The organism is Pseudomonas sp. SMV71 (genome assembly GCF_052042015.1).
GTDB lineage: Bacteria > Pseudomonadota > Gammaproteobacteria > Pseudomonadales > Pseudomonadaceae > Aquipseudomonas.
The window spans coordinates 90,686-112,861 of record NZ_JBKGGU010000013.1 but is presented as its reverse complement, the minus strand read 5'-3'; the positions used below and the strand labels follow the sequence as shown (position 1 = coordinate 112,861).

The 22,176-nt window shown below is 62.5% G+C and carries 18 protein-coding genes; 11 read left to right on the top strand and 7 right to left on the bottom strand.

Annotated elements, in window-relative coordinates; all coding sequences use genetic code 11:
* Positions 1-86: 86 nt before the first annotated feature.
* From bioD to bioB, 5 genes are all read right to left on the bottom strand, one after another.
* Positions 87-767, bottom strand: a complete 681-nt coding sequence (bioD, locus tag ACLEJQ_RS15385; RefSeq protein WP_440796359.1) for a dethiobiotin synthase — start codon at positions 765-767, stop codon at positions 87-89.
* Complete coding sequence (bioC, locus tag ACLEJQ_RS15380; RefSeq protein ID WP_440796357.1) at positions 764-1,576, bottom strand: malonyl-ACP O-methyltransferase BioC; 813 nt, start codon at positions 1,574-1,576, stop codon at positions 764-766. The genes bioD and bioC overlap by 4 nt, the downstream gene beginning before the upstream one ends.
* Positions 1,569-2,300 (bottom strand): alpha/beta fold hydrolase, encoded by a 732-nt coding sequence (locus ACLEJQ_RS15375; protein ID WP_440796356.1) that lies wholly within the window; start codon positions 2,298-2,300, stop codon positions 1,569-1,571. The genes bioC and ACLEJQ_RS15375 overlap by 8 nt, the downstream gene beginning before the upstream one ends.
* Positions 2,293-3,471, bottom strand: a complete 1,179-nt coding sequence (bioF, locus tag ACLEJQ_RS15370) for an 8-amino-7-oxononanoate synthase (RefSeq protein ID WP_440796354.1) — start codon at positions 3,469-3,471, stop codon at positions 2,293-2,295. The genes ACLEJQ_RS15375 and bioF overlap by 8 nt, the downstream gene beginning before the upstream one ends.
* A 166-nt stretch (positions 3,472-3,637) precedes the next feature.
* Positions 3,638-4,693, bottom strand: coding sequence for a biotin synthase BioB (gene bioB / locus ACLEJQ_RS15365; RefSeq protein WP_440796352.1), 1,056 nt, complete (start codon positions 4,691-4,693; stop codon positions 3,638-3,640).
* A gap of 90 nt (positions 4,694-4,783) precedes the next feature.
* Here bioB and ACLEJQ_RS15360 point away from each other — a divergent pair, with 90 nt between their 5' ends.
* From ACLEJQ_RS15360 to rarD, 5 genes are all read left to right on the top strand, one after another.
* Positions 4,784-5,524 (top strand): double zinc ribbon domain-containing protein, encoded by a 741-nt coding sequence (locus tag ACLEJQ_RS15360; RefSeq protein ID WP_440796350.1) that lies wholly within the window; start codon positions 4,784-4,786, stop codon positions 5,522-5,524.
* 56 nt (positions 5,525-5,580) lie between these two features.
* The gene (locus ACLEJQ_RS15355; RefSeq protein WP_440796348.1) at positions 5,581-6,345 is read left to right on the top strand and encodes a TOBE domain-containing protein; all 765 of its coding nucleotides are present in this window, start codon (positions 5,581-5,583) and stop codon (positions 6,343-6,345) included.
* A 66-nt stretch (positions 6,346-6,411) separates the two neighbouring features.
* Positions 6,412-8,316 carry a PhoX family protein gene (locus ACLEJQ_RS15350; protein WP_440796346.1) on the top strand — a complete coding sequence of 635 codons (1,905 nt, stop codon included), beginning with the start codon at positions 6,412-6,414 and terminating at the stop codon, positions 8,314-8,316.
* Positions 8,317-8,514: 198 nt separating this feature from the next.
* Positions 8,515-9,489, top strand: a complete 975-nt coding sequence (locus ACLEJQ_RS15345; RefSeq protein WP_440796344.1) for a serine/threonine protein kinase — start codon at positions 8,515-8,517, stop codon at positions 9,487-9,489.
* A gap of 165 nt (positions 9,490-9,654) precedes the next feature.
* Positions 9,655-10,542 carry an EamA family transporter RarD gene (gene rarD, locus ACLEJQ_RS15340; RefSeq protein ID WP_440796342.1) on the top strand — a complete coding sequence of 296 codons (888 nt, stop codon included), beginning with the start codon at positions 9,655-9,657 and terminating at the stop codon, positions 10,540-10,542.
* Between the two features lie 219 nt (positions 10,543-10,761).
* Here rarD and ACLEJQ_RS15335 read toward each other — a convergent pair whose 3' ends face one another.
* Positions 10,762-11,280 (bottom strand): glycine cleavage system protein R, encoded by a 519-nt coding sequence (locus tag ACLEJQ_RS15335; protein WP_440796340.1) that lies wholly within the window; start codon positions 11,278-11,280, stop codon positions 10,762-10,764.
* A 544-nt stretch (positions 11,281-11,824) separates the two neighbouring features.
* On the opposite strand from ACLEJQ_RS15335, the gene ACLEJQ_RS15330 reads away from it, so the two are divergent.
* Positions 11,825-14,002: a malate synthase G gene (locus ACLEJQ_RS15330; protein ID WP_440796338.1), complete on the top strand. Its 2,178-nt coding sequence runs from the start codon at positions 11,825-11,827 to the stop codon at positions 14,000-14,002.
* A gap of 231 nt (positions 14,003-14,233) precedes the next feature.
* Here the strand turns inward: ACLEJQ_RS15330 and ACLEJQ_RS15325 are convergent, their stop codons facing one another.
* Positions 14,234-14,680, bottom strand: coding sequence for a response regulator (locus tag ACLEJQ_RS15325; RefSeq protein WP_440796336.1), 447 nt, complete (start codon positions 14,678-14,680; stop codon positions 14,234-14,236).
* Positions 14,681-14,938: 258 nt separating this feature from the next.
* On the opposite strand from ACLEJQ_RS15325, the gene ACLEJQ_RS15320 reads away from it, so the two are divergent.
* The 5 genes from ACLEJQ_RS15320 (at position 14,939) to ACLEJQ_RS15300 (ending at position 22,050) form a co-directional block, all read left to right on the top strand.
* Positions 14,939-16,873, top strand: coding sequence for a putative nucleotidyltransferase substrate binding domain-containing protein (locus ACLEJQ_RS15320; protein WP_440796334.1), 1,935 nt, complete (start codon positions 14,939-14,941; stop codon positions 16,871-16,873).
* Positions 16,870-17,577: a 3'-5' exonuclease gene (locus tag ACLEJQ_RS15315; RefSeq protein ID WP_440796332.1), complete on the top strand. Its 708-nt coding sequence runs from the start codon at positions 16,870-16,872 to the stop codon at positions 17,575-17,577. Before ACLEJQ_RS15320 ends, ACLEJQ_RS15315 begins: the two co-directional genes overlap by 4 nt.
* A gap of 285 nt (positions 17,578-17,862) precedes the next feature.
* The gene (locus ACLEJQ_RS15310) at positions 17,863-18,381 is read left to right on the top strand and encodes an RNA polymerase sigma factor (RefSeq protein ID WP_440796330.1); all 519 of its coding nucleotides are present in this window, start codon (positions 17,863-17,865) and stop codon (positions 18,379-18,381) included.
* Positions 18,378-19,352 carry a FecR domain-containing protein gene (locus tag ACLEJQ_RS15305; protein ID WP_440796328.1) on the top strand — a complete coding sequence of 325 codons (975 nt, stop codon included), beginning with the start codon at positions 18,378-18,380 and terminating at the stop codon, positions 19,350-19,352. The genes ACLEJQ_RS15310 and ACLEJQ_RS15305 overlap by 4 nt, the downstream gene beginning before the upstream one ends.
* A gap of 259 nt (positions 19,353-19,611) precedes the next feature.
* Positions 19,612-22,050 carry a TonB-dependent siderophore receptor gene (locus ACLEJQ_RS15300; protein ID WP_440796326.1) on the top strand — a complete coding sequence of 813 codons (2,439 nt, stop codon included), beginning with the start codon at positions 19,612-19,614 and terminating at the stop codon, positions 22,048-22,050.
* The last annotated feature ends 126 nt before the right edge of the window (positions 22,051-22,176 follow it).

Genomic DNA, 22,176 nt, shown 5'->3' with positions numbered 1-22,176 from the left:
GGTCGACAGTGGCTATTGAAGCAGAAGGCCTTCGGAAAGGCCCGACAAAAACACTAATGGCACACTGCCTTACCATAGCGAAAACCTTAATCCAGCAGCTCCAGATGCAGATGACCGGCCACGGCCTCAGCAGTGACACCTTTGATTTTCGGCACTCTGCCCAGGCATGGCGCGGGAAGACGTTCGGCCAGGGTGGCGAGGTTTTCTTCCAGGCGCGAGGTCTTGGGGTCGATGATATTCGCCACCCAACCGGCCAGCTGCAAGCCGTCTCGGGCGATGGCTTCGGCGGTCAGCAGCGCATGGCTGATGCACCCCAGGCGCACGCCCACCACCAGGATCACCGGCAGGCTCAATGCCTTGGCCAGATCCGAAAGATTGTCCTGATCGGCCAGTGGCACGCGCCAGCCGCCGGCGCCTTCGATCAATGTGAAATCAGCTTGCAAGGCCAGTATCTCGCGCATCGGCCCGAGCAATGATTGCACGGTCAGCGCAACACCGGCTTCCCGGGCTGCCAGGTGCGGCGCAATCGCCGGCTCGAACGCCACCGGGTTGACCTGGGCATAATCGAGCGGCACCGAGCACTCGGCCAACAGCGCCAACGCATCGGCGTTACGCAGGCCCTTGGGGGTGACCTCGCAACCGGAAGCCACCGGCTTGCCGGCGGCGGTGCTCAGGCCGGCCAAGCGTGCGGCGTGCAGCAGGCCGGCCGCGACGGTGGTCTTGCCGACATCGGTGTCGGTGCCGGTAATGAAATAGGCCTGACTCATAGCGGTTTCTCCAAAATGGCGTAGACCACCTGGTAGGTCGCCGGCAGTCCTTGTGCCTGACGAAACTGTTCATAGGCCTCGACCAGCGCCTTGATCCGCGCCCTGCCCGTCAATCCGCCGGGGCGACCGGGATTCAGATTGTGCGCGCCCAGCGCTTTCAACTCGTGGGTCAGGCTGCGCACGTCGGGGTAGTGCAGCACATGAGGAAGGTTTTCCAGGCTGATGAGATTCAGCCCGCTGGCCGCGCACAGCTGTTGATAGGTCTTGAACGCTCGGAAACGGTTGACGTGCACCAGGCCATCCACCTGACGCCAACTGTCGCGCAATTCGTACAGCGTGCCCACGCAAAGGCTGGTGAAGGCCAGCACTCCACCAGGTTTCAATACGCGATAGGCCTCGCTCAGTACCGAAGCAAACTCCGCGCACCACTGCACCGCCAGGCTGGAGAACACCAGGTCGCAGCTCGACGCCTGCACCGGCAGGCGCTCGGCGTCGCCGGCGACAAAATGTGCGGCCCCACCCTGAGGGCGGGCATGATTGAGCATGCCTTCGGCGATATCCAGCGCCAGACCATTCGCTGCGCCGAAGCGCGCGCCCAGGGCTCGGGTGAAATAACCGGTGCCGCAGCCCAGGTCCATCCAACGCCCCGGCACAAACCCGGCAGGTAACCGCGCCAGCAATTGCTGGCCAACGTCGCGCTGCAATTCAGCGACGCTGTCATAGCTGGTCGCCGCCCGGGAAAACGAAGCGGCAACCTGGCGTTTGTCGGGCAAGGCGCCGGGTAATGGGGGAATCGATAAATCAGTCATCACCGGACTCATGCAGAAAAGCCTGGATCGCCGCCGCCACACCGTGGGGGTCGTCCAGAAGGAATCCGTGGCCGGCCTGTTCGATCAGGCCGATTTCGACATCCGGCAGCAACGCCAGCAAATCAGTTGTTGCCTCCGCCGGCACCAGGGCATCCAGCCCGGCGAACAAATGCAGTTGCGGACCGCGATAACCCTGTAATGCCGCGCGAATATCCAGTTGCGCCAGCACTTGCAGGCCGGCCATCAATACTTCAGGCGAACCGCCCGGCGCACCGGCCAGCAGCAACCGCGACAAGCCCCGCGGATCGCTGCAGCCCTGGGCGCACAACAGGCTGAAACGCTTTAGGGTTTGCCGTGGATCAGCGGCGCACCCGGCGAGGAACCCGTCGTAGGTCTCGCTGGCCATCGCGCTCGGCCACTGTTCATGCGCGACGAACGACGCATTGCTCGCCAGCGTCAGCAATCCGCAGCAGCGCTCGCCCCGGCGCGCCGCCAGCTCCGCGGCCAGCATGCCGCCCAGGGACCAGCCGCCCAGCCAGGCGTCCTGCGGCACGCAAGCGTCCAGTTCGTCGAGCCATTCTTCGGGGTCAACGGACGCCAGCGCCGGCAACGGCTCGATTTCCACCCGCAAGTGCTCGTCCAGCCCATGCAGCGCGGCGGCCAGCGGCTCCAGCGGTGAAACGCCCAAGCCCCAACCGGGCAGCAATATCAGTCGATCACGCATGGCTTGGCTCCAGTCCCAACTGTGCGAAACATTCGGCCAGTGCATTCAACAATAGTTGCACTTGAGCTTCGCTATGGGCGGCGGTCAGTGTCACGCGCAAACGCGCACTGCCGGCCGGCACCGTGGGTGGACGTATCGCGGTGACCATCAGTCCGCGCTCGCGGAGCATCTGCGACAAGCGCATCGCCCGCCCCGCATCGCCGAGCAGGATCGGTTGGATCGGCGTAAAGCTGTCCATCAATCGCAGGCCGATCTGCTCGGCGCCCTGGCGGAACTGGCGGATCAGTACCTGCAAGTGCTCGCGCCGCCAATGCTCGCTGCGCAGCAGTTCGAGGCTCTTGAGGGTTGCGCAGGCCAGGCCCGGTGGCTGGCTGGTGGTGTAGATGTAGGGGCGGGCGAACTGGACCAGGCTCTCGATCAGTTCCTCGCTGCCCGCAACGAAAGCCCCGGCAGTGCCGAACGCCTTGCCCAGGGTACCCACCAGGACCGGCACGTCATCCTGGCTCAAGCCGAAATGCTCGACAATCCCACCACCGTTTGCCCCCAACGGGCCGAAACCGTGGGCATCGTCGACCATCAGCCACGCGCCCTTGGCCTTGGCTTCACGGGCCAGTGCCGGCAGGTCGGCAATGTCGCCGTCCATGCTGAATACGCCATCGGTGACCACCAATGTGTTGCCGGTGGCTTTCTCCAGGCGGCTGGCCAGGCTCCGGGCGTCGTTGTGCAGGTAGCGGTTGAAACGCGCTCCGGACAACAGCCCGGCGTCGAGCAATGAGGCGTGATTGAGCCGATCTTCCAGCACCGTATCGCCCTGCCCGACCAACGCAGTGACGGCGCCGAGGTTGGCCATGTAGCCGGTGGAGAACAGCAGGGCGCGCGGACGACCGGTCAGCTCGGCCAGGGCCTCCTCCAGGGCGTGATGAGGACCGCTATGGCCGATCACCAGATGCGAAGCGCCACCACCGACACCCCAGCGGGCCGCCCCGGCGCGCCAGGCCTCGATCACCTGCGGGTGATTGGCCAGGCCCAGGTAATCGTTGTTGCAGAACGCCAGCAATGGCTGACCGTCCACCACGACTTGCGGCCCCTGCGGGCTTTCGAGTAGTGGGCGTTGGCGGTAGAGGTTTTCGGCACGACGGGCAGCCAGGCGTGCGGCGAGATCGAAGGGCATGCAGGCCTCGGGGGAAACGCCATTTAAAGACCGAATGGGTCCCCTGTGGGAGCGAGCCTGCTCGCGATGGCGGTGTGTCATTCAAGTAGATGTCGAATGTTTCATCGCTGTCGCGAGCAGGCTCGCTCCCACAGGGGCCCGCATTCCAAATAAGAAGTCGGGTTGATCAAACAGCCGCGTTATAGAACTGCTCGCTGCTCTTGTGCTCCACCAGCGCCTGCTCGATCGCCGCCTGGTGCACTTCGTCGGCATGTTCTTCGCGGGCTTCAGGCTGGATTCCGAGGCGGGCGAACAACTGCATGTCCTTGTCGGCCTGCGGGTTGGCGGTGGTCAGCAGTTTGTCCCCGTAGAAAATCGAGTTCGCGCCGGCCAGGAATGCCAGGGCTTGCATCTGCTCGTTCATCGCTTCACGACCGGCCGACAGGCGTACATGGGACTTGGGCATGAGGATCCGCGCTACCGCGAGCATGCGGATGAAATCGAACGGATCGACGTCCTCGGCATTCTCCAGCGGCGTGCCGGCGACTTTTACCAGCATGTTGATCGGCACCGATTCCGGATGCTCCGGCAGGTTTGCCAGTTGGATCAGCAGGTTGGCGCGATCGTCCAGGGATTCGCCCATGCCGAGGATGCCGCCGGAGCAGATTTTCATCCCCGAATCACGCACGTAGGCCAGGGTTTGCAGACGCTCGCTGTAGGTGCGTGTGGTAATGATGCTGCCGTAGAACTCCGGCGAGGTGTCGAGGTTGTGGTTGTAATAGTCCAACCCGGCCTGGGCGAGGGCTTCGGTCTGTTCCTGGTCGAGACGGCCCAGGGTCATGCAGGTTTCCAGGCCCATGGCCTTCACGCCCTTGACCATTTCCAGCACGTAGGGCATGTCCTTGGCCGATGGGTGTTTCCAGGCCGCGCCCATGCAGAAGCGGGTCGAACCGATGGCCTTGGCCCGTGCGGCCTCTTCCAGGACCTTCTGCACTTCCAGCAGCTTCTCTTTATCCAGCCCGGTGTTGTAGTGACCGGACTGCGGACAATATTTGCAATCTTCCGGGCAGGCGCCGGTCTTGATCGACAACAGGGTCGAAACCTGGACGCGGTTGGCGTCGAAATGCGCGCGGTGCACGGTCTGCGCCTGGAACAGCAGGTCATTGAACGGCTGCACGAAGAGTGCTTTGACTTCGGCCAAAGACCAGTCATGACGCAGGTTGGCAGTGGTGCTGGCGCTCATCGGTATTTCCTTGATTATGCTTGGCTGGCGTCCGGGATATCCAATACCCACAGGCGCGACACGGATGTTCGGCATATTTAAGGAAGAGCCATGCGCTGTCAACCACGATACGAAGGACAGGTTTACATCTGGTTAAAAAATAAACAATTCTGTCTGTTGTGCGGTGAGTCTACCGATACGCTACAGCCGATCTGCACCCCCTGTGAAAGCGAGCTGCCTTGGCTCGGCAATCAATGCAGCGTCTGCGCCCTGCCGCTGCCTACAGCCGGACTGCGTTGCGGGCAATGCGCCACGCGACCACCGTCCTTCGAGCGGGTCCTGGCGCCCTGGGCTTATGATTTTCCGGTGGACAGTCTGATCACCCGCTTCAAGCATCAAGCGAAATGGCCGCTGGGTCGGCTGATGGGCGAACTGCTGGCGCAGGCATTGCAACACCAATTCGATGAAGGGCTGGAACGGCCTGATGCGCTGTTACCGGTGCCACTGGCTGCCCGGCGCTTGCGCCAACGGGGCTTCAATCAAGCGGCACTGATTGCCCGCTGGCTCTGCGAAACGCTGGAAATTCCCTGCGAAGAAAACCTCCTGCGGCGGGTCCAGGACACCCCGGCGCAACAGGCACTCGATGCCCGGGCGCGCCGTCGAAACCTGCGTCAGGCCTTTGCCTTGGCGCCCGGTGTCGACTTGCGCAAGCGTCACCTGGCGTTGGTGGACGACGTGCTCACCACCGGCGCCACCGCCGAGGCGCTCGCGGGATTGCTACTCGACGCCGGTGCGGCACGCGTCGATGTCTACTGCCTGGCCCGCACGCCAAAACCCGGCGAACCGGCTTGACGCGCCGCGCCCAAGGCGCCAACGTCCGTTGATCAATCTTCGCGTGTAGTTTCGTCATGTCCTTGCCCACGCTCCTGACCCAACACATCGTCCGGCGGCCCCAACGTATCGCGCTGCTGCAGCATATCGCCGAACAGGGTTCGATCACCCGCGCAGCCAAGAGCGCGGGCCTGAGCTACAAAGCCGCCTGGGACGCCATCGATGAGTTGAACAATCTGGCGGACCAGCCTTTGGTGGAACGCAGCATCGGCGGCAAGGGCGGTGGCGGCGCCAGGCTGTCGGACGAGGGACAACGGGTGCTGCGCCTCTACCAACGCTTGCAGACCTTGCAGGCGCAGTTGCTCGAAGCCAGCGAAGCCCCCGACGACCTGGGCCTACTGGGTCGTCTGATGCTGCGCACCAGTGCGCGCAATCAACTGCACGGCACGGTCCTGGACATCGAATCCCAGGGCCACAACGACCGGGTACGGCTGGAATTGGCCCGTGGCCTGGTCATCGAAGCGCGGATCACCCACGACAGCACCGTGCGCCTGGAACTTGCGGCCGGCACCCAGGTGGTCGCACTGATCAAGGCCGGCTGGCTGGAATTACGCGCGCCCGAGGAAACCGATACCTCCGGGAACAACGTCCTGCACGGCGTGATCGAGCACGTTGCCGCGGCCGAGGATGGCCCCAGCGAAGTACGCATCGGCCTGCCCAATGGCCAGACATTGTGCGCCCTGGCCGACCCGCTCCAATTGCGCAACCGGAACCTGGCGCCCGGTTCGGCGGTACAAGTGCGGTTTTCCCCGACAAATGTGTTGCTCGGTACACCGTTGTAGCGAGTTGCAACAATAGTTTCATCGACCCCCTTTAAGGTGACTGCCAAAACCAGCAGGGAGCCTGAGATGAGCCTATTAGAAGAAAACCAATCCACCGACCTGGAAAAAATCGTCGGCCTGAGCCGTCGTAGCTTCATCAGCGCCGGCGCCCTGTGCGGCGCGGCGATGTTTTTGGGCGGCAACCTGCTGAGCCGCAGCGTCCTGGCCGCCGCCGTGAGCGAAGGCAACAGCCGGCTGTTGGGCTTCAAGAGCATCGCTGCCGCCACGACCGACACCATCACCCTGCCGCCGGGCTACAAATCCTCGGTACTGATCAGCTGGGGCCAGCCGCTGAAGAAAAACGCGCCGGCCTTCGACCCCAGCGGCAATGGCACCGCCCGCGCCCAGGAAGTGCAATTCGGCGACAACAACGACGGCATGAGCCTGTTCCCCTTCCCCGGTGACAACAATCGGGCGTTGATGGCGATCAACAACGAATACACCAACTACCGCTACCTCTTCCCCCACGGCGGCCAACCGCAGTCGGCTGAAGACGTACACAAGGCCCAGGCCAGTGAGGGCGTGTCGGTGATCGAGGTCCAACGTCGTCGCGGCGGCCAGTGGCAGTTCGTCCAGGATTCGCGCTACAACCGCCGGATCCACGGCAATACGCCGATCCGCCTGCGCGGCCCGGCTGCCGGTCACGACCTGCTGAAAACCAGCGCCGACAAGAGCGGCAAGAAGGTGCTGGGGACATTCCAGAACTGCGCCAACGGCATGACGCCTTGGGGCACTTACCTGACCTGCGAAGAAAACTTCACCGACTGCTTCGGCAGCAGCAAGTCCGACTTGCAGTTCGACGAAGCGCAAAAACGCTACGGCGCCACTGTCGCCAGCCGCGAAATCAACTGGCATCTGTACGATCCACGCTTCGATCTGGCGAAGAACCCCAACGAACTCAATCGCCACGGATGGGTGGTGGAGATCGATCCGTTCGATCCTGATTCCACGCCCGTGAAACGCACCGCCCTGGGCCGCTTCAAACATGAGAACGCCGCCCTGGCGCAGACCCGTGACGGTCGCGCCGTGGTGTACATGGGCGACGACGAGCGTGGCGAGTTCATCTACAAGTTCGTCAGCCGCGAGCGCATCAACCCTCGTAATGCCAAGGCCAACCGCAACCTGCTGGACCATGGCACCTTGTACGTGGCGCGCTTCGATGCCGGCGACGGCAACCCGGACCATCCCAAAGGCAAGGGTCAGTGGATCGAGCTGACCCACGGCAAAAACGGTCTCGATGCCAGCAGCGGTTTCGCCGACCAGGCGCAAATCCTGATCCACGCACGCCTGGCTGCCAGCGCCGTCGGGGCCACGCGCATGGACCGTCCGGAGTGGATCGTGGTCAGTCCGAAGGACGGCCAGGTCTATTGCACCCTGACCAACAACTCCAAGCGCGGCGAAGACGGCCAACCGGTGGACGGACCGAACCCACGGGCCAAGAACGTCTACGGCCAGATCCTGCGCTGGCGCACCGACCGCGACGACCACGCGTCCAAGACCTTCTCCTGGGACCTGTTCGTGGTCGCCGGCAACCCGACGGTGCACGCCGGCACGCCGAAAGCCGGTTCGTCCAACATCAATGCGCAAAACATGTTCAACAGCCCCGATGGGCTGGGCTTCGACAAGGCCGGCCGGCTGTGGATCCTCACCGACGGCGACTCCAGCAATGCCGGGGATTTCGCCGGCATGGGCAATAACCAGATGCTCTGTGCCGACCCCGACAGCGGTGAAATCCGCCGGTTCATGGTCGGACCGGTGGGCTGCGAGGTGACCGGGATCAGCTTCGCGCCGGACCAGAAGGCTCTGTTCGTCGGGATCCAGCATCCGGGAGAAAACGGCGGCTCGACCTTCCCCGAGCACCTGCCCAACGGCAAGCCGCGCTCGTCGGTGATGGTGATTACCCGTGAGGATGGCGGGGTAATCGGCGCCTGAGTCATTCTTTGTGGCGAGGGAGCTTGCTCCCGCTTGAGCGCGCAGCGGTCATCATCAAGCATGCGACCGCTGCGCGGTCGAGCGGGAGCAAGCTCCCTCGCCACAGGGCCCGGTACAAGTCTGATCAATCAATCCAGACTGCTTTGCGCTACCATGCTGGGCCGGACGCGGCAGCCCTGCCGCTGCGCAGGAGTCAGCATGTCCCATCCGTTCGATACCCTCACCCCCGACCTGGTGCTCGATGCCGTTGAGAGCCTTGGCTTGCTCAGCGACGCCCGTGTGCTGGCCCTCAACAGTTATGAAAACCGCGTCTACCAGGTCGGCATCGAAGATGGCGAGCCGCTGATCGCCAAGTTTTATCGCCCGCAGCGCTGGACGGACGAAGCGATCCTGGAAGAGCACCGCTTCACCTTCGAGCTGGCCGATTGCGAAGTTCCGGTGGTGGCGCCACTGATCCATCACGACACAAGCCTGCATGAGCACGCGGGGTTCCGCTTCACGCTGTTTCCCCGGCGCGGCGGGCGGGCGCCGGAGCCGGGTAACCTGGACCAGCTCTATCGCCTCGGGCAATTGCTCGGACGTCTGCACGCGGTGGGCGCCAGCCGTCCGTTCGAGCATCGCGAAGCCCTGGGCGTGAAGAACTTCGGCCACGATTCGCTGGCGACCGTGTTGCAAAGCGGCTTCGTGCCCAGCGGCCTGTTACCGGCCTACGAGTCGGTCGCCCGGGATCTGCTCACACGCGTCGAAGAGGTCTACGCCGCCACGCCCCACCAGACCATCCGCATGCACGGCGACTGCCATCCCGGCAACATGATGTGCCGCGACGAGGTATTCCACATCGTCGACCTGGACGACTGCCGCATGGGCCCGGCGGTGCAGGATCTGTGGATGATGCTCGCCGGCGACCGCCAGGAATGTCTCGGGCAGTTGTCGGAACTGATGGATGGCTACAGCGAGTTCCACGACTTCAACCCCCGCGAACTGGCACTGATCGAACCCCTGCGCGCCTTGCGCCTGATGCATTACAGCGCCTGGCTGGCCCGGCGCTGGGATGATCCGGCGTTCCCTCGCAGCTTCCCGTGGTTCGGCAACGAACGGTACTGGGGCGACCACATACTGGCATTGCGCGAACAACTGGCGGCGCTGGATGAAGAGCCGTTGAAACTGTTCTGACGACCAATGCGCTCCCACAATGGGATTGGGTACGACCGCCAGAGACAGGTCAGCTGTCAGGCCGCCACAGTTTTTTTCAGCAAGCGCATCAAAATCCCTCACCCCACAACCTGACAAATCTCCTTACAATCACTCCTTTGTTAGCTGCCTAAGCAAGGATTCTGCATGCAAGCCGCCAACCCGCGTCGCGGGTACATCCTGGGCCTGAGTGCCTACATTATCTGGGGTCTTTTCCCAATCTATTTCAAAGCCATCGCCAGCGTACCGGCGGTGGAAATCATCATCCACCGGGCGCTGTGGTCAGCGCTGTTTGGCGCCGCATTGCTGATGGTCTGGAAACACCCCGGCTGGTGGCGTGAGCTGCGGGACAATCCGCGTCGCTTCGCGATCCTGGCCCTGAGCGGCACCTTGATCGCGGCCAACTGGCTGATCTATGTCTGGGCGGTGAACAACGGACGCATGCTCGAAGCGAGCCTGGGGTATTACATCAATCCCTTGGTGAACGTACTGCTGGGGATGCTGATCCTGGGCGAGCGGCTACGGCGCATGCAGTGGCTGGCGGTGGGGTTGGCGGCGGTCGGCGTGGCGCAGCAGGTCTGGCAAGTGGGCAGCTTGCCCTGGGTTTCGCTGGCATTGGCGTTGACCTTCGGCTTCTACGGGCTGATCCGCAAGCAGGCGCCGGTCAAGGCCTTGCCGGGGCTCGTAGTGGAAACCTGGATGCTGGTGCCGATCGCCCTCGCCTGGTTGCTGTTCAACCCGACCGCCACCAGCGCCCAAGCGGCCTTCTGGAGCACCTCCGATGCCTGGTGGCTGGTCGCCGCCGGCCCGGTGACACTGGTCCCACTGGTGTGTTTCAACGCCGCCGCACGGCATCTGCCCTACACCACCCTGGGTTTCTTGCAGTACATCGCACCGACCCTGGTGCTGATGCTCGCGGTGCTGTTGTTCGGTGAACACTTGTCGTCCAGCACCCTGGTGGCGTTCCTGTTCATCTGGGCCGGGCTCGCGGTGTACAGCGTCGATGCCGTAATCAGCATGCGCCGGCGCAGCTGATCAAAAAATGCACAGACCTCCACAGGCTACGCCGGACGTGGCCTGCACTGATCCTTCCCAAGGTTATCCACAGCGTGATCCCCGCCGTTTGTGCACAAGCCCTTGAAAATTGGTGATTTTTTGATCATCACTCGCTAAGGCCCGGCAGGCTTGGGCCAGCGCCGGGTCTCTACAGGTTATCCACAGGCAGGCGCAGGGTTTCCTTGGATAAAACCGCGGTCATGCTTCGTCGCTAAGCTTGAGCTCCACCATCAATTCATCGGCCAGGGTTTCCAGCCGCTCTTGCAAGGTATCCAGGGAAAGACCCAGCGGCACTCCCAGGATCGCTTCGGCGTGAAACAGCAACTCGCCGCTCATCGGCGCCGGTCGCACATCGGTGACCAATCGCTCGACATTGACGCCCTGCTCGCTGAGCAAACGGGTGATGTCGCGCACGATGCCGGGACGGTCATTGCCCACCAGTTCCATGGCGATGGGTTTCCAGGTACAGGATTGTTCCATTGCACTTTCAGCGATCAACACGCGAATGCCATGAGTCGTCAGCCCCTGCAAGGCTTCGATCAGTTCTTCATGGGCTTCGGCGGGGGCGCTGAGGCGCAGGATTCCGGCAAATTGACCGGCCAGGTGCGACATGCGGCTTTCCAGCCAGTTGCCGCCGTGCTCGGCGATGCAATCGGCAATGCGCTCGACCTGCCCGGGCTTGTCCGGGGCGAAAACAGTAATGACCAAGTGGTCCATGGCGCAGCCCTCTTGTTGTGAGAAGCCAGAGTATAGGCAAGCCACCGCATCACGACGGCCGGGCTTTTGTGGCGAGGGAGCTTGCTCCCGCTGAACCGGACCGGCGCTATGGGAAACGCGCGACTCGACTTCTTGGGCTACTGCGTTGCCCAGCGGGAGCAAGCTCCCTCGCCACAGAATGTGTACATAACGTAGATTTATCTGGAACAATCCATCAATTTTTTGAGAACATCCAATGCTTCGTCGTGACCGTACTGCTTTAGTCGGTCGCAGAACGACGCATTTAGTCTGATTTTCACAACCGCGCCTGATCATGTAGTATGCCGCAGCGCGCACTACATAACGCTGGACCGATGTCTGCCAAGGCGCAGTCGCATCCCTGAGAAAGCCCCGTCAGCAAGGCTTAAACGCCCGTGGCAGGTCCCACCCAGCCGCCAGCGATGGCATGTACTGGTAACCGGGTTTGTGGTTTAAATGTCCCGAGGCTTCATTGTCAAAATCGAAGAGCTGAAAAGCGAAATAGCTGAGCAGAGTGAGGCAAGCAATGACTGAACACGTTCAAGTCGGTGGCCTGCAGGTCGCCAAAGTCCTGTTCGACTTCGTGAATAACGAAGCCATTCCCGGAACCGGTCTCACGGCCGATGCGTTCTGGGCCGGCGCCGACAAGGTCATCCACGACCTGGCGCCGAAAAACAAAGCCCTACTCGCCAAACGCGACGATTTCCAGGCGCGGATCGATGCCTGGCACCAGACCCGTGCCGGCCAGCCCCATGACGCCGTGGCTTACAAAGCCTTCCTGCAAGACATTGGATACCTGCTGCCAGAAGCGGCGGATTTCCAGGCCACGACCCAAAACGTGGATGACGAAATCGCCCGCATGGCCGGCCCGCAGTTGGTGGTGCCGGTGATGAATGCCCGTTTCGCCCTCAACGCCTCGAACGCCCGCTGGGGTTCGCTATACGACGCGCTGTACGGCACCGACGCCATCAGCGAAGCCGATGGCGCGGAAAAAGGCAAAGGCTACAACAAGATTCGCGGCGACAAGGTCATCGCCTTTGCCCGCGCCTTCCTCGACGAAGCCGCCCCGCTGGCGGCCGGCTCCCATGTCGACTCCACCGCTTACAAGATCGTCGACGGCAAACTGGTGGTCGCGCTCAAGGGTGGCAGTAACAGCGGCTTGCGTGACGATGCACAACTGGTGGGCTTCCAGGGCGACGCTTCGGCACCGGCCGCCGTCTTGCTGAAGCACAACGGCCTGCACTTCGAAATCCAGATCGATGCCGGCACCCCGGTCGGCCAGACCGACGCCGCCGGCGTCAAAGACATCCTGATGGAAGCCGCGCTGACCACCATCATGGACTGCGAAGACTCGGTCGCCGCCGTGGATGCCGACGACAAAGTGGTCATCTACCGCAACTGGCTCGGCCTGATGAAGGGCGACCTGGCGGAAGAAGTCGCCAAGGGCGGCCAGACATTCACCCGCACCATGAACCCCGACCGGGCCTACACGGCCGTCGACGGTTCGAGCCTGACGCTGCACGGCCGCTCGCTGCTGTTCGTACGCAACGTCGGCCACTTGATGACGATCGACGCGATCCTGGACAAGGACGGCAACGAAGTGCCGGAAGGCATCCTCGACGGACTGGTGACCAGCCTGGCGGCGATCCACAGCCTCAACGGCAACACCACGCGACGCAACAGTCGTACCGGCTCGGTGTACATCGTCAAGCCGAAGATGCATGGCCCGGAAGAAGCGGCGTTCACCAACGAGCTTTTCGGCCGCATTGAAGACGTGCTGGAGCTGCCGCGCAATACCCTCAAGGTCGGGATCATGGACGAGGAGCGCCGTACCACGGTCAACCTCAAGGCCTGCATCAAGGCGGCCAGTGAACGCGTGGTGTTCATCAACACCGGTTTCCTGGACCGCACCGGCGACGAAATCCACACCTCCATGGAAGCCGGCCCGATGGTGCGAAAGGCCGACATGAAAGCCGAGAAGTGGATCGCCGCGTACGAAAACTGGAACGTCGACATCGGCCTGAGCACTGGCTTGCAAGGTCGCGCACAGATCGGCAAAGGCATGTGGGCCATGCCGGACCTGATGGCCGCCATGCTCGAACAGAAGATCGCCCACCCAATGGCTGGTGCCAACACCGCCTGGGTACCGTCGCCGACCGCCGCTGCCCTGCACGCGCTGCATTACCACAAGGTCGACGTGTTCGCCCGGCAGGCCGAGCTGGCCAAGCGCGCCCGTGCTTCGGTTGACGACATCCTGACCATCCCGCTGGCCGTCAACCCGAACTGGACGCCGGAACAGATCAAGCACGAACTGGACAACAACGCCCAGGGCATCCTGGGTTATGTCGTGCGCTGGATCGACCAGGGCGTGGGTTGCTCCAAGGTGCCGGACATCAATGACATCGGCCTGATGGAAGACCGTGCGACGCTGCGTATCTCCAGCCAGCACATCGCCAACTGGCTGCGCCATGGCATCGTCACTCAGGACCAGGTAATGGAAAGCCTCAAGCGCATGGCGCCGGTGGTGGACCGTCAGAACGCCAACGACCCGCTGTACCGCCCGCTGGCGCCGGACTTCGACAGCAACATCGCCTTCCAGGCGGCGGTCGAACTGGTGATCGAGGGGACCAGACAGCCCAACGGTTATACCGAGCCGGTGCTGCACCGTCGTCGTCGTGAGTTCAAGGCGGCCAATGGGTTGTGATTGAGCGGTAGCGTTGAAAAAGGGCCCTGATCTTGCGATCAGGGCCCTTTTTATTCACTGGGAAGATGATTCAGAGGCAACTCTTGTGGCGAGGGGATTGATCCCCGCTGGGTTGCGCAGCAACCCTAGACTCGTCGCCTCTATGTTCGAACGAGTTGAATTCAACGCGTTGGGCTGCTTTGCAGCCAGCGGGGATAAATTCCCTCGCCACAGGTTCTTCGCGAAAGGGACCTAGAGATCCATCCCCAGCTCATGCTTGACCAGCCCCAGCAATTTTTCGGTATCGATGGGCTTGAGCAAAAAATCCACCACGCTCAGGTGCATGGCTTCGATCGCATCCTTCACGTCGGCATCGCCGGACACGATGATGATCGGTAGCGCGGCCCGTTCCGACTCGCGTACCAGGCGCACCAGTTCCAGGCCATCGACGTTACCCATGCGCAAGTCGGTAATCACCAGACCGATGGAGGGCTTGGTCTCCAGCATCTTGAGCGCCGTTTCACCGCTGGCGGCGGTCATGCAATGAATACCGTCCAGCGCCAGAATTTCCGACAGCAGCTCGCGGGCGTCTTTGTCGTCATCGACGATCAACACCCGTTGCGGCGGCAGGTCAGGCTCCAGCATGACGGCACTCAGCGCCTCGCGCTCGGCGTCACTCAAAATATCGTGGTCGGACATGATGCTCTCTACGTTCTTAAATCGATCCCCTGGCACAGTGGTCAGACATCGTCTCGCGGCGCTTCAATGTGCACTTCGTCGGATTTTTTTCCAAGGGCATTCAGTGACGATTTTGCAGACACCGGACGTAAGTCTTTTTCCTTATCGCGGTGCGATTGCTGCGACCTAGACTTACGTCCAATGGGCACCCCGTGCTCAGGGGTCGACCATGGGGGAACTGATCCGACCACAACAATTCGAAAAAGATTGCGTAAAGTCATGAAAAAAGCGGACGCCTTCATTCAGGCAGGGAAAACCGCGGTGTTGCAAAACATCCAGGGGACGCTGCAATTCCTCCAACGCTTCCCCCCGTTCAACCAAATGGAAAATGCCCACCTGGCCTATCTGGTGGAGCAATGCCTGCTGCGCTTCTATGCCTCGGGCGAAAGCATCATCAAGCCGGCCGACGGTCCGGTGGAGCACTTCTACATCGTCAAGCAGGGCCGGGTGGTGGGTGAGCGTCCGCACACAGCCAAGGGCGGAACCGAAACCACCTTCGAAATCACCTCCGGCGAATGCTTTCCCCTCGCTGCCCTGCTCGGCGAGCGCGCCACCCGCACGGAGCATCTGGCCGGCGAAGACACGTTCTGCCTGCAATTGAACAAACAGGCCTTCATCAAGCTGTTCGCCCTGTCCGGGCCGTTTCGTGATTTCGCCCTGCGCGGGGTCAGCAGCCTGCTCGACCAGGTCAACCAGCAGGTCCAGCAGAAGTCGGCCCAGGCGCTGGGCACGCAATATTCCCTCAATACCCGGCTGGGTGAGCTGGCGATGCGTCATCCGGTGAGTTGCCATCCGGCCACGCCGCTGCGCGAAGCCGTGAAGCTGATGCACGAGCAACAGGTCGGGAGCATCGTGGTGGTGAACGATAGAAAATCGCCAGTCGGCATTTTCACTCTGCGCGACTTGCGACAGGTCGTGGCCGACGGCACCGGGGATTTTTCCCAAGCCATCGCCGAGCACATGACCCAGGCGCCGTTCCATCTGACACCGGACCACAGCGCCTTTGACGCCGCCATTGCCATGACCGAGCGCCACATCGCCCATGTCTGCCTGGTCAAGGATCAGCGCCTGTGTGGCGTAGTGTCCGAGCGCGACCTGTTTTCCCTGCAGCGGGTCGACCTGGTGCACCTGGCCCGAACCATTCGCAGCGCGCCGCGGGTGGAAAACCTGGTGGCCCTGCGCGGTGAGATCGGCCAACTGGTGGAGCGCATGCTGGCCCACGGCGCGTCATCGACGCAGATCACCCACATCATCACCCTGCTCAACGACCACACCGTGTGCCGGGTCATCGAGTTGACCCTGGCCGACAAGGGCGACCCGGGCGTGCCATTCAGTTGGCTGTGTTTCGGCAGTGAAGGCCGGCGCGAGCAGACCCTGCACACCGACCAGGACAACGGCATCCTCTTCGAAGCCCGGGACGCTGCCCATGCGGCGCAGATTCGCGGCTTGCTGTTACCCATTGCTCAGCAGATCAACCAGAGCCTGGCGCTGTGCGGCTTCGCGTTGTGCAAGGGCAACATCATGGCCGGCAACCCCGAACTTTGCCTGTCCCGCGCGGAATGGGCTCGACGCTTTGCAGCATTTATCCGCGAGGCGACGCCGGAGAACCTGCTCGGTTCGAGTATCTATTTCGACTTGCGGGTGGTCTGGGGTGACGAACAAGGGTGCGAGCAATTGCGCCAGCAGATTCTCCAGCAGGTGGGCGATAACCGGCTGTTCCAACGGATGATGGCCGACAATGCACTGCGCCACCGACCACCGGTGGGGCGCTTCAGGGAATTCGTGCTGAGCCGCAAAAACGGCGAGAAAGCCACCCTCGACCTGAAAGTCCAAGGCCTGACGCCTTTCGTCGACGGCGCCCGCTTGCTGGCACTGGCCAACGGCATCGAAGCCAACAATACCCTGGAGCGCTTGCGGCAACTGGTGGCCAAGGACGTGATCGAGCCGCTGGACGGGGCTGCCTATGAAGAGGCCTATCACTTCATCCAGCAGACCCGCATGCAGCAGCATCAATTGCAGACCCGTGAAAACCTGCCCTATTCCAACCGGGTCGACCCCGACAGCCTGAATCATCTGGACCGGCGCATCCTGCGCGAATCCCTGCGCCAGGCTCAGCGCCTGCAGAGCAGCCTGACGCTGAGGTATCAGTTATGAAGCTGTTCTCCTGGTTGCGCCCAGCCCAACCGACATTGCCCGATGCGTTGCAAAAACGTCTGGAACGGCTGCCGGTGCCTTCGCCGCTGTGTGAATGCAGCCTGCGGGAACAGCGCTGGGTGGTGCTGGACCTGGAAACCACCGGGCTGAACCTGAACAAGGATGAAGTGTTGTCCATCGGCGCGGTGGTCATCGAGGACGGCGCCATCGACTTCAGCCAGCAATTCGAACGGACGTTGCAATGCGACAAGCAGAAGCTCGGACCGAGCGTGTTGATCCACGGCCTGGCACCCAGTGCCATCGCCGCCGGCAGTCATCCGGCCGAGGCGCTGGTGGCGTTCATGGAGTTCGTCGGCGACAGCCCGCTGCTGGCATTCCACGCCCCTTTCGACGCCCACATGCTTGGACGCGCGCTCAAGGATTACCTGGGCTATCGCTTGCAACATCCGTTTATGGACGTGGCGGACCTTGCGCCGATGCTCTGCCCCCAGGCGCACCTGCGCAAAGCAGGGCTGGACGAGTGGATCGGATGGTTCAAGCTTGAAGTGCAGGAACGCCACAACGCCAGCGCCGATGCCCTGGCTACCGCAGAACTGGCACTCATCCTGTTCAGCCGCGCCCGCCAGCAACAGATCCACAGCCCGCTTGAGCTGCAACAGCGCCTGGGCCAGTGGAAGCGCCGGCAGCAGGCGCCTTCTATCTAGTGCGACCCTCTTGCGCAACGCCTTGAAGGAAACCACTGAACCTGTGGCGAGGGAGCTTGCTCCCGCTGGGCTGCGAAGCAGACCCATTTTTGCGAGCGCTGCGCACTGGATCGCCAGCCGGTCGAGCGGGAGCAAGCTCCCTCGCCACAGTGACCCGGCCCGCCTGAAATAACCGGCGTTACATACGCCCCTTTTAATCGCCCGACCAGCGCCAATTGCTTTCCTTCCCTGCTCTCTGACACAATCGCGAACAATTCTCGTTACTTAAAACGTCGGTGATGCTCCGTGTCGTCAATCCCAAGCCCCCACAGTGACCTGGTTGGTGCGTTGTACCGCGACCATCGTGCGTGGCTGTTGGCATGGCTGCGACGTAACGTGGCCTGTGCGCAGAAGGCCGAGGACTTGAGCCAGGACACGTTCTTGCGCCTGCTGGGCCGCGACGAACTCCAGGCGCCTCGCGAGCCGCGGGCCTTCCTGGTGGCGATCGCCAAGGGTTTGCTGTTCGACCACTTCCGCCGGGCCGCGCTGGAACAGGCTTACCTCACCGAACTGATGCTGATTCCCGAAGCCGAGCAGCCTTCGGTGGAAGACCAGCAAATGATCCTTGAAGATCTCAAGAACATTGATCGGCTACTGGGCAAATTGTCGAGCAAGGCCCGTGCAGCCTTCCTCTATAACCGCCTCGATGGCCTCGGCCACGCCGAAATCGCCCAGCGCCTGGGGGTGTCGGTGCCGCGGGTACGGCAGTATCTGGCCCAGGGCATTCGTCAGTGCTACATCGCGATGTACGGTGAGCCGACATGAGTCCGTCCCCTTCCAAACCGGTCTCGGCTCGCGTGCTGGATGCAGCGATTGCCTGGCAGTTGTCGCTGGACACGGGCAGCCCTCAGGAGCGTGAGGCCTTCGCCCAATGGCACGCCGCCGATGAAGAACACGCTCGCGCCTGGCGGCAATTGCGCATGCTTGACCAACGCTTCAGCGTGGCCAATGGCCCGGCGCGCGCCGCGCTGCTGCAAACGCGGGCCGGCATTCGCCGCCGGCTGCGCAAGGTCGGCAGCGGCCTGGCGAGCGTGGTTGCGGTCATCGGCCTGGCGCTGTTCGCCGGGGAGCGTTACCTGCCGCTGGATTATTGGCTCGCCGACCAGCGCACCGCCACGGGCGAACAGCGCACGCTACGCCTGGCCGACGGCACGTTGATCAATCTCAACACCCACAGCGCCCTGGACGTGCGTTTCGATGACAAGCAGCGGCGAATCGTCCTGCAGGAAGGCGAGATCCTGGTGCAGACCGGCCACAACGATCCACGTCCGTTCATCGTCGAAACCCGCGAAGGCCGCATGCGTGCCCTGGGCACGCGGTTCCTGGTCAAACGCGAGGACGAAGGCACCCGGCTGAGCGTGCTGCAATCTGCCGTGGCGGCCCATCCCCAGGCGACGGACACCGAACAGATCCTGCGCGAAGGCCAACAGGTACTGATGCGCCGCGGTGGCCTGGGCCCGACGCTGGCCCTGAATCCCGGCGCCGATGCCTGGACCCGCGGCATGCTGGTGGTGGACAACGCCCGCCTCGAAGACCTGATGCATGAGCTCGGGCGCTACCGTCGTGGTTACCTGGGCGTCGAGCCCAAGGTCGCGGACCTGCGCATCACCGGGAGTTTCCCGCTGCACGACACCGACCTGGCCTTGACGGCGCTGCTGCCGACCTTGCCAGTGCAGGTCGAGCATCACACAAGATGGTGGGTGGTGGTGGGGCCAAGGACTGAGGCCAAGCCCTGAGATATCAGGTGCCTGACAGGTAGCTATCGCGAGCGGGCTCGCTCCCACAGGCGTTTTGCGTTGAGCACAATATGGTGCACAACGCGGTCATTGTGGGAGCGAGCCTGCTCGCGATGAGACCATCTGCCTCACCCTAAAACCCGGATAAATCACCCTGCCACCGATTTGAATCGAAATTATTTTCATCCACCCCTATCACTTTTCAATTTTCGTCCGGCACCCAGGCAATTGAGAAATATTTCCATTCAGGAGCCGCCGTATGTCCCGCCCGCTAGACACCCTGTTGCGCCCCAGCCTGTTGGCCCTCGCCATTGCCTTTGCCATGCCGTTAAGCAGCGGTCCGCTGCTGGCGGCCGAACAGGCCTCGAACGTGCGCGCCTACAACCTGCCCGCCGCGCCACTGGCCAGCACCCTGAACCAGATCGCCAGCCAGGCCGGCCTCGCCCTGAGCCTGGAACCGTCCCTGGCTTCAGGCAAGACCTCGGCCCCGGTCCAGGGTCAGTTCGATGCCACCGGCGCGTTGCGTGAAGCCTTGCGCGGCACCGGTCTACAACTGCAGCAAAGCAGCGCCGGCACCTACAGCCTGGTGGCTATGCCCGAGGGCGTCATGGCCCTGCCGGAAACCAGCGTGATTGGCGCAGGTGTCAGCGAAAGCGCCTGGGGCCCGACCGACAGTTATGTCGCCACCCGCACCGCCGCCGGCACCAAGACCGACACCCCGATCGTCGAACTGCCGCGCTCCGTCTCCGTGGTCACTCGCCAACAGATGGAGGACCGTTCTGTCCTCAACCTCAATGACGCCCTGCGCTACACCGCCGGCGTGCAGAGCAGCGGCTACGGCTCTGACTCGCGCAATGATTGGTTGTTGGTGCGCGGCTTCGTGCCGACCCAATTCCTCGACGGCTTGCCACTGCCCAAGGGCAACTACGTCACGCCCAAGATCGAGACCTGGAACCTTGAGCGCATCGCCGTGCTGCGCGGCCCGGCGTCCTCGGTATATGGCCAGACGCCTCCCGGCGGCATGCTGGACATGGTCAGCCGTCGTCCCCAGGCCGAAAGCAGCAATGAAGTCGAGTTGCAGGCCGGCAGCTATGAACACAAGCAGATCAACTTCGACAGCACCGGCAAGGTCGACGACGAAGGCCAGTTCCTCTATCGACTCAGCGGCACCGTGCGCGACAGCAACGCCCAGGTCGATCACATTCCGGACAAGCGCTACAACCTCGCGCCGAGCCTGACCTGGAACATCAACGACGACACCCGGCTGACATTCCTGTCCCAGTACACCCGCGACGACACCGGGATTACCGGGCAATTCCTGCCGTTGCAAGGCACCAGGCTGGCGTCGGCGGCGGGCAAGATCTCCCACCACAAGAACCTCGGTGACCCGGACTGGGAGTTCTACGACCGCACCTACTACGCGCTGGGCTATGCGTTCGAGCACCGATTCAACGACACCTGGCAGTTCCGCCAGAACCTGCGCTACACCAAGAGCGATCTGGAATTCCAGGGCATCTCTGCGGGCGGGTCGTTCTTTCCGGACGGCCCAGACCAATCCGTGAGCGCCGACGGCACCGTCAAACGCAGCGCCAGTATCGTAGACGAAGACATCAGCCAATTCGCCGTGGACAACAACTTCCAGGCCGACTTCCAGACCGGGGTCTTGAGCCACACGTTGTTGCTGGGCCTGGATCACCAGCGCTCCAACAGCAATGCCCGCTGGAAGTGGGGCTCTGGCGGTGTGCCGACCAGCAACGTCAACAACCCGACCTATGGGCAGGACTTCTCCAACGTCCAGTACTTCACCATGTACGACTACAACCAGAAAACCAACCAGACCGGCCTGTACGTCCAGGACCAGATCGCCCTGGACAACTGGCGCCTGACCCTCGGTGGACGTGAAGACTGGATTCACACCGGCACCGTGTTCCACAACCAGAACGATGCGACCAACACCCAGCGCGACAAGAAATTCAGCGGCAACGCAGCGCTGAGCTATGTGTTCGATAACGGCGTGACGCCGTATATCTCCTTCGCCCAATCGTTCCAGGCGGCGGCCGGTTCAACCGTCAACAGCACCGAAGCGTTCAAACCAACAGAAGGCGAACAGTACGAAGCCGGCATCAAGTACCAGCCGCCCGGCACCAAGACTTTGCTCACGGCTGCGGTGTTCGACCTGACGCAGAAAAACAACGCGGTCAGTGAAAACAACGTCACCCGCCAGGTGGGCGAAGTGCAGGTGCGTGGCCTCGAGCTGGAAGCCTCGGGCGAAGTCACCGACAACCTGAAACTCATCGGCTCCTACACCTACAACGACAGCGAAATCACCAAGGGCACCGCGGCGGAGAAAGGCAAGCGCATGGCCCAGGTACCGCGCAACCAGGCCACCGCCTGGGCTGACTACAGCTGGCACAACGGCCCGCTCGACGGCTTCGGCGTGGGTGCAGGCGTGCGTTATGTCGGCGACACCTACGGCAATACCACCAACACCGATTGGGGGCATGTCAGTTCCTATACCGTCTACGATGCCTCGGCTCATTACGAGCTGGGACGCCTGAGCAATTCGCTCAAGGGTGTATCGGTGGCGGTGGATGCGAAAAACATCTTCAACAAGGACTACCTGTCCACCTGCGACGGATTCTATTGCTACTACGGCGACCAGCGCAGCGTCGTCGCCAGCGTGAATTACAAGTGGTAAGGATTAGCAGAGTGAATTTTTTGAGAGCCATCTGAGGCCTGTCGGCTGAATGAAACCCTTGTGGGAGCGGGCTTGCTCGCGAAGACGGCGTAACAGGCGATATTATGGTTGCCTGACACGGCGCTT

Bases quoted from the DNA above. Each gene is read 5' to 3' on its own strand.
- bioD (WP_440796359.1), bottom strand. From the start codon at position 767: ATGAGTCAGGCCTATTTCATTACCGGCACCGACACCGATGTCGGCAAG.
- bioC (WP_440796357.1), bottom strand. From the start codon at position 1,576: ATGACTGATTTATCGATTCCCCCATTACCCGGCGCCTTGCCCGACAAA.
- ACLEJQ_RS15375 (WP_440796356.1), bottom strand. From the start codon at position 2,300: ATGCGTGATCGACTGATATTGCTGCCCGGTTGGGGCTTGGGCGTTTCA.
- bioF (WP_440796354.1), bottom strand. From the start codon at position 3,471: ATGCCCTTCGATCTCGCCGCACGCCTGGCTGCCCGTCGTGCCGAAAAC.
- bioB (WP_440796352.1), bottom strand. From the start codon at position 4,693: ATGAGCGCCAGCACCACTGCCAACCTGCGTCATGACTGGTCTTTGGCC.
- ACLEJQ_RS15360 (WP_440796350.1), top strand. From the start codon at position 4,784: ATGCGCTGTCAACCACGATACGAAGGACAGGTTTACATCTGGTTAAAA.
- ACLEJQ_RS15355 (WP_440796348.1), top strand. From the start codon at position 5,581: ATGTCCTTGCCCACGCTCCTGACCCAACACATCGTCCGGCGGCCCCAA.
- ACLEJQ_RS15350 (WP_440796346.1), top strand. From the start codon at position 6,412: ATGAGCCTATTAGAAGAAAACCAATCCACCGACCTGGAAAAAATCGTC.
- ACLEJQ_RS15345 (WP_440796344.1), top strand. From the start codon at position 8,515: ATGTCCCATCCGTTCGATACCCTCACCCCCGACCTGGTGCTCGATGCC.
- rarD (WP_440796342.1), top strand. From the start codon at position 9,655: ATGCAAGCCGCCAACCCGCGTCGCGGGTACATCCTGGGCCTGAGTGCC.
- ACLEJQ_RS15335 (WP_440796340.1), bottom strand. From the start codon at position 11,280: ATGGACCACTTGGTCATTACTGTTTTCGCCCCGGACAAGCCCGGGCAG.
- ACLEJQ_RS15330 (WP_440796338.1), top strand. From the start codon at position 11,825: ATGACTGAACACGTTCAAGTCGGTGGCCTGCAGGTCGCCAAAGTCCTG.
- ACLEJQ_RS15325 (WP_440796336.1), bottom strand. From the start codon at position 14,680: ATGTCCGACCACGATATTTTGAGTGACGCCGAGCGCGAGGCGCTGAGT.
- ACLEJQ_RS15320 (WP_440796334.1), top strand. From the start codon at position 14,939: ATGAAAAAAGCGGACGCCTTCATTCAGGCAGGGAAAACCGCGGTGTTG.
- ACLEJQ_RS15315 (WP_440796332.1), top strand. From the start codon at position 16,870: ATGAAGCTGTTCTCCTGGTTGCGCCCAGCCCAACCGACATTGCCCGAT.
- ACLEJQ_RS15305 (WP_440796328.1), top strand. From the start codon at position 18,378: ATGAGTCCGTCCCCTTCCAAACCGGTCTCGGCTCGCGTGCTGGATGCA.
- ACLEJQ_RS15300 (WP_440796326.1), top strand. From the start codon at position 19,612: ATGTCCCGCCCGCTAGACACCCTGTTGCGCCCCAGCCTGTTGGCCCTC.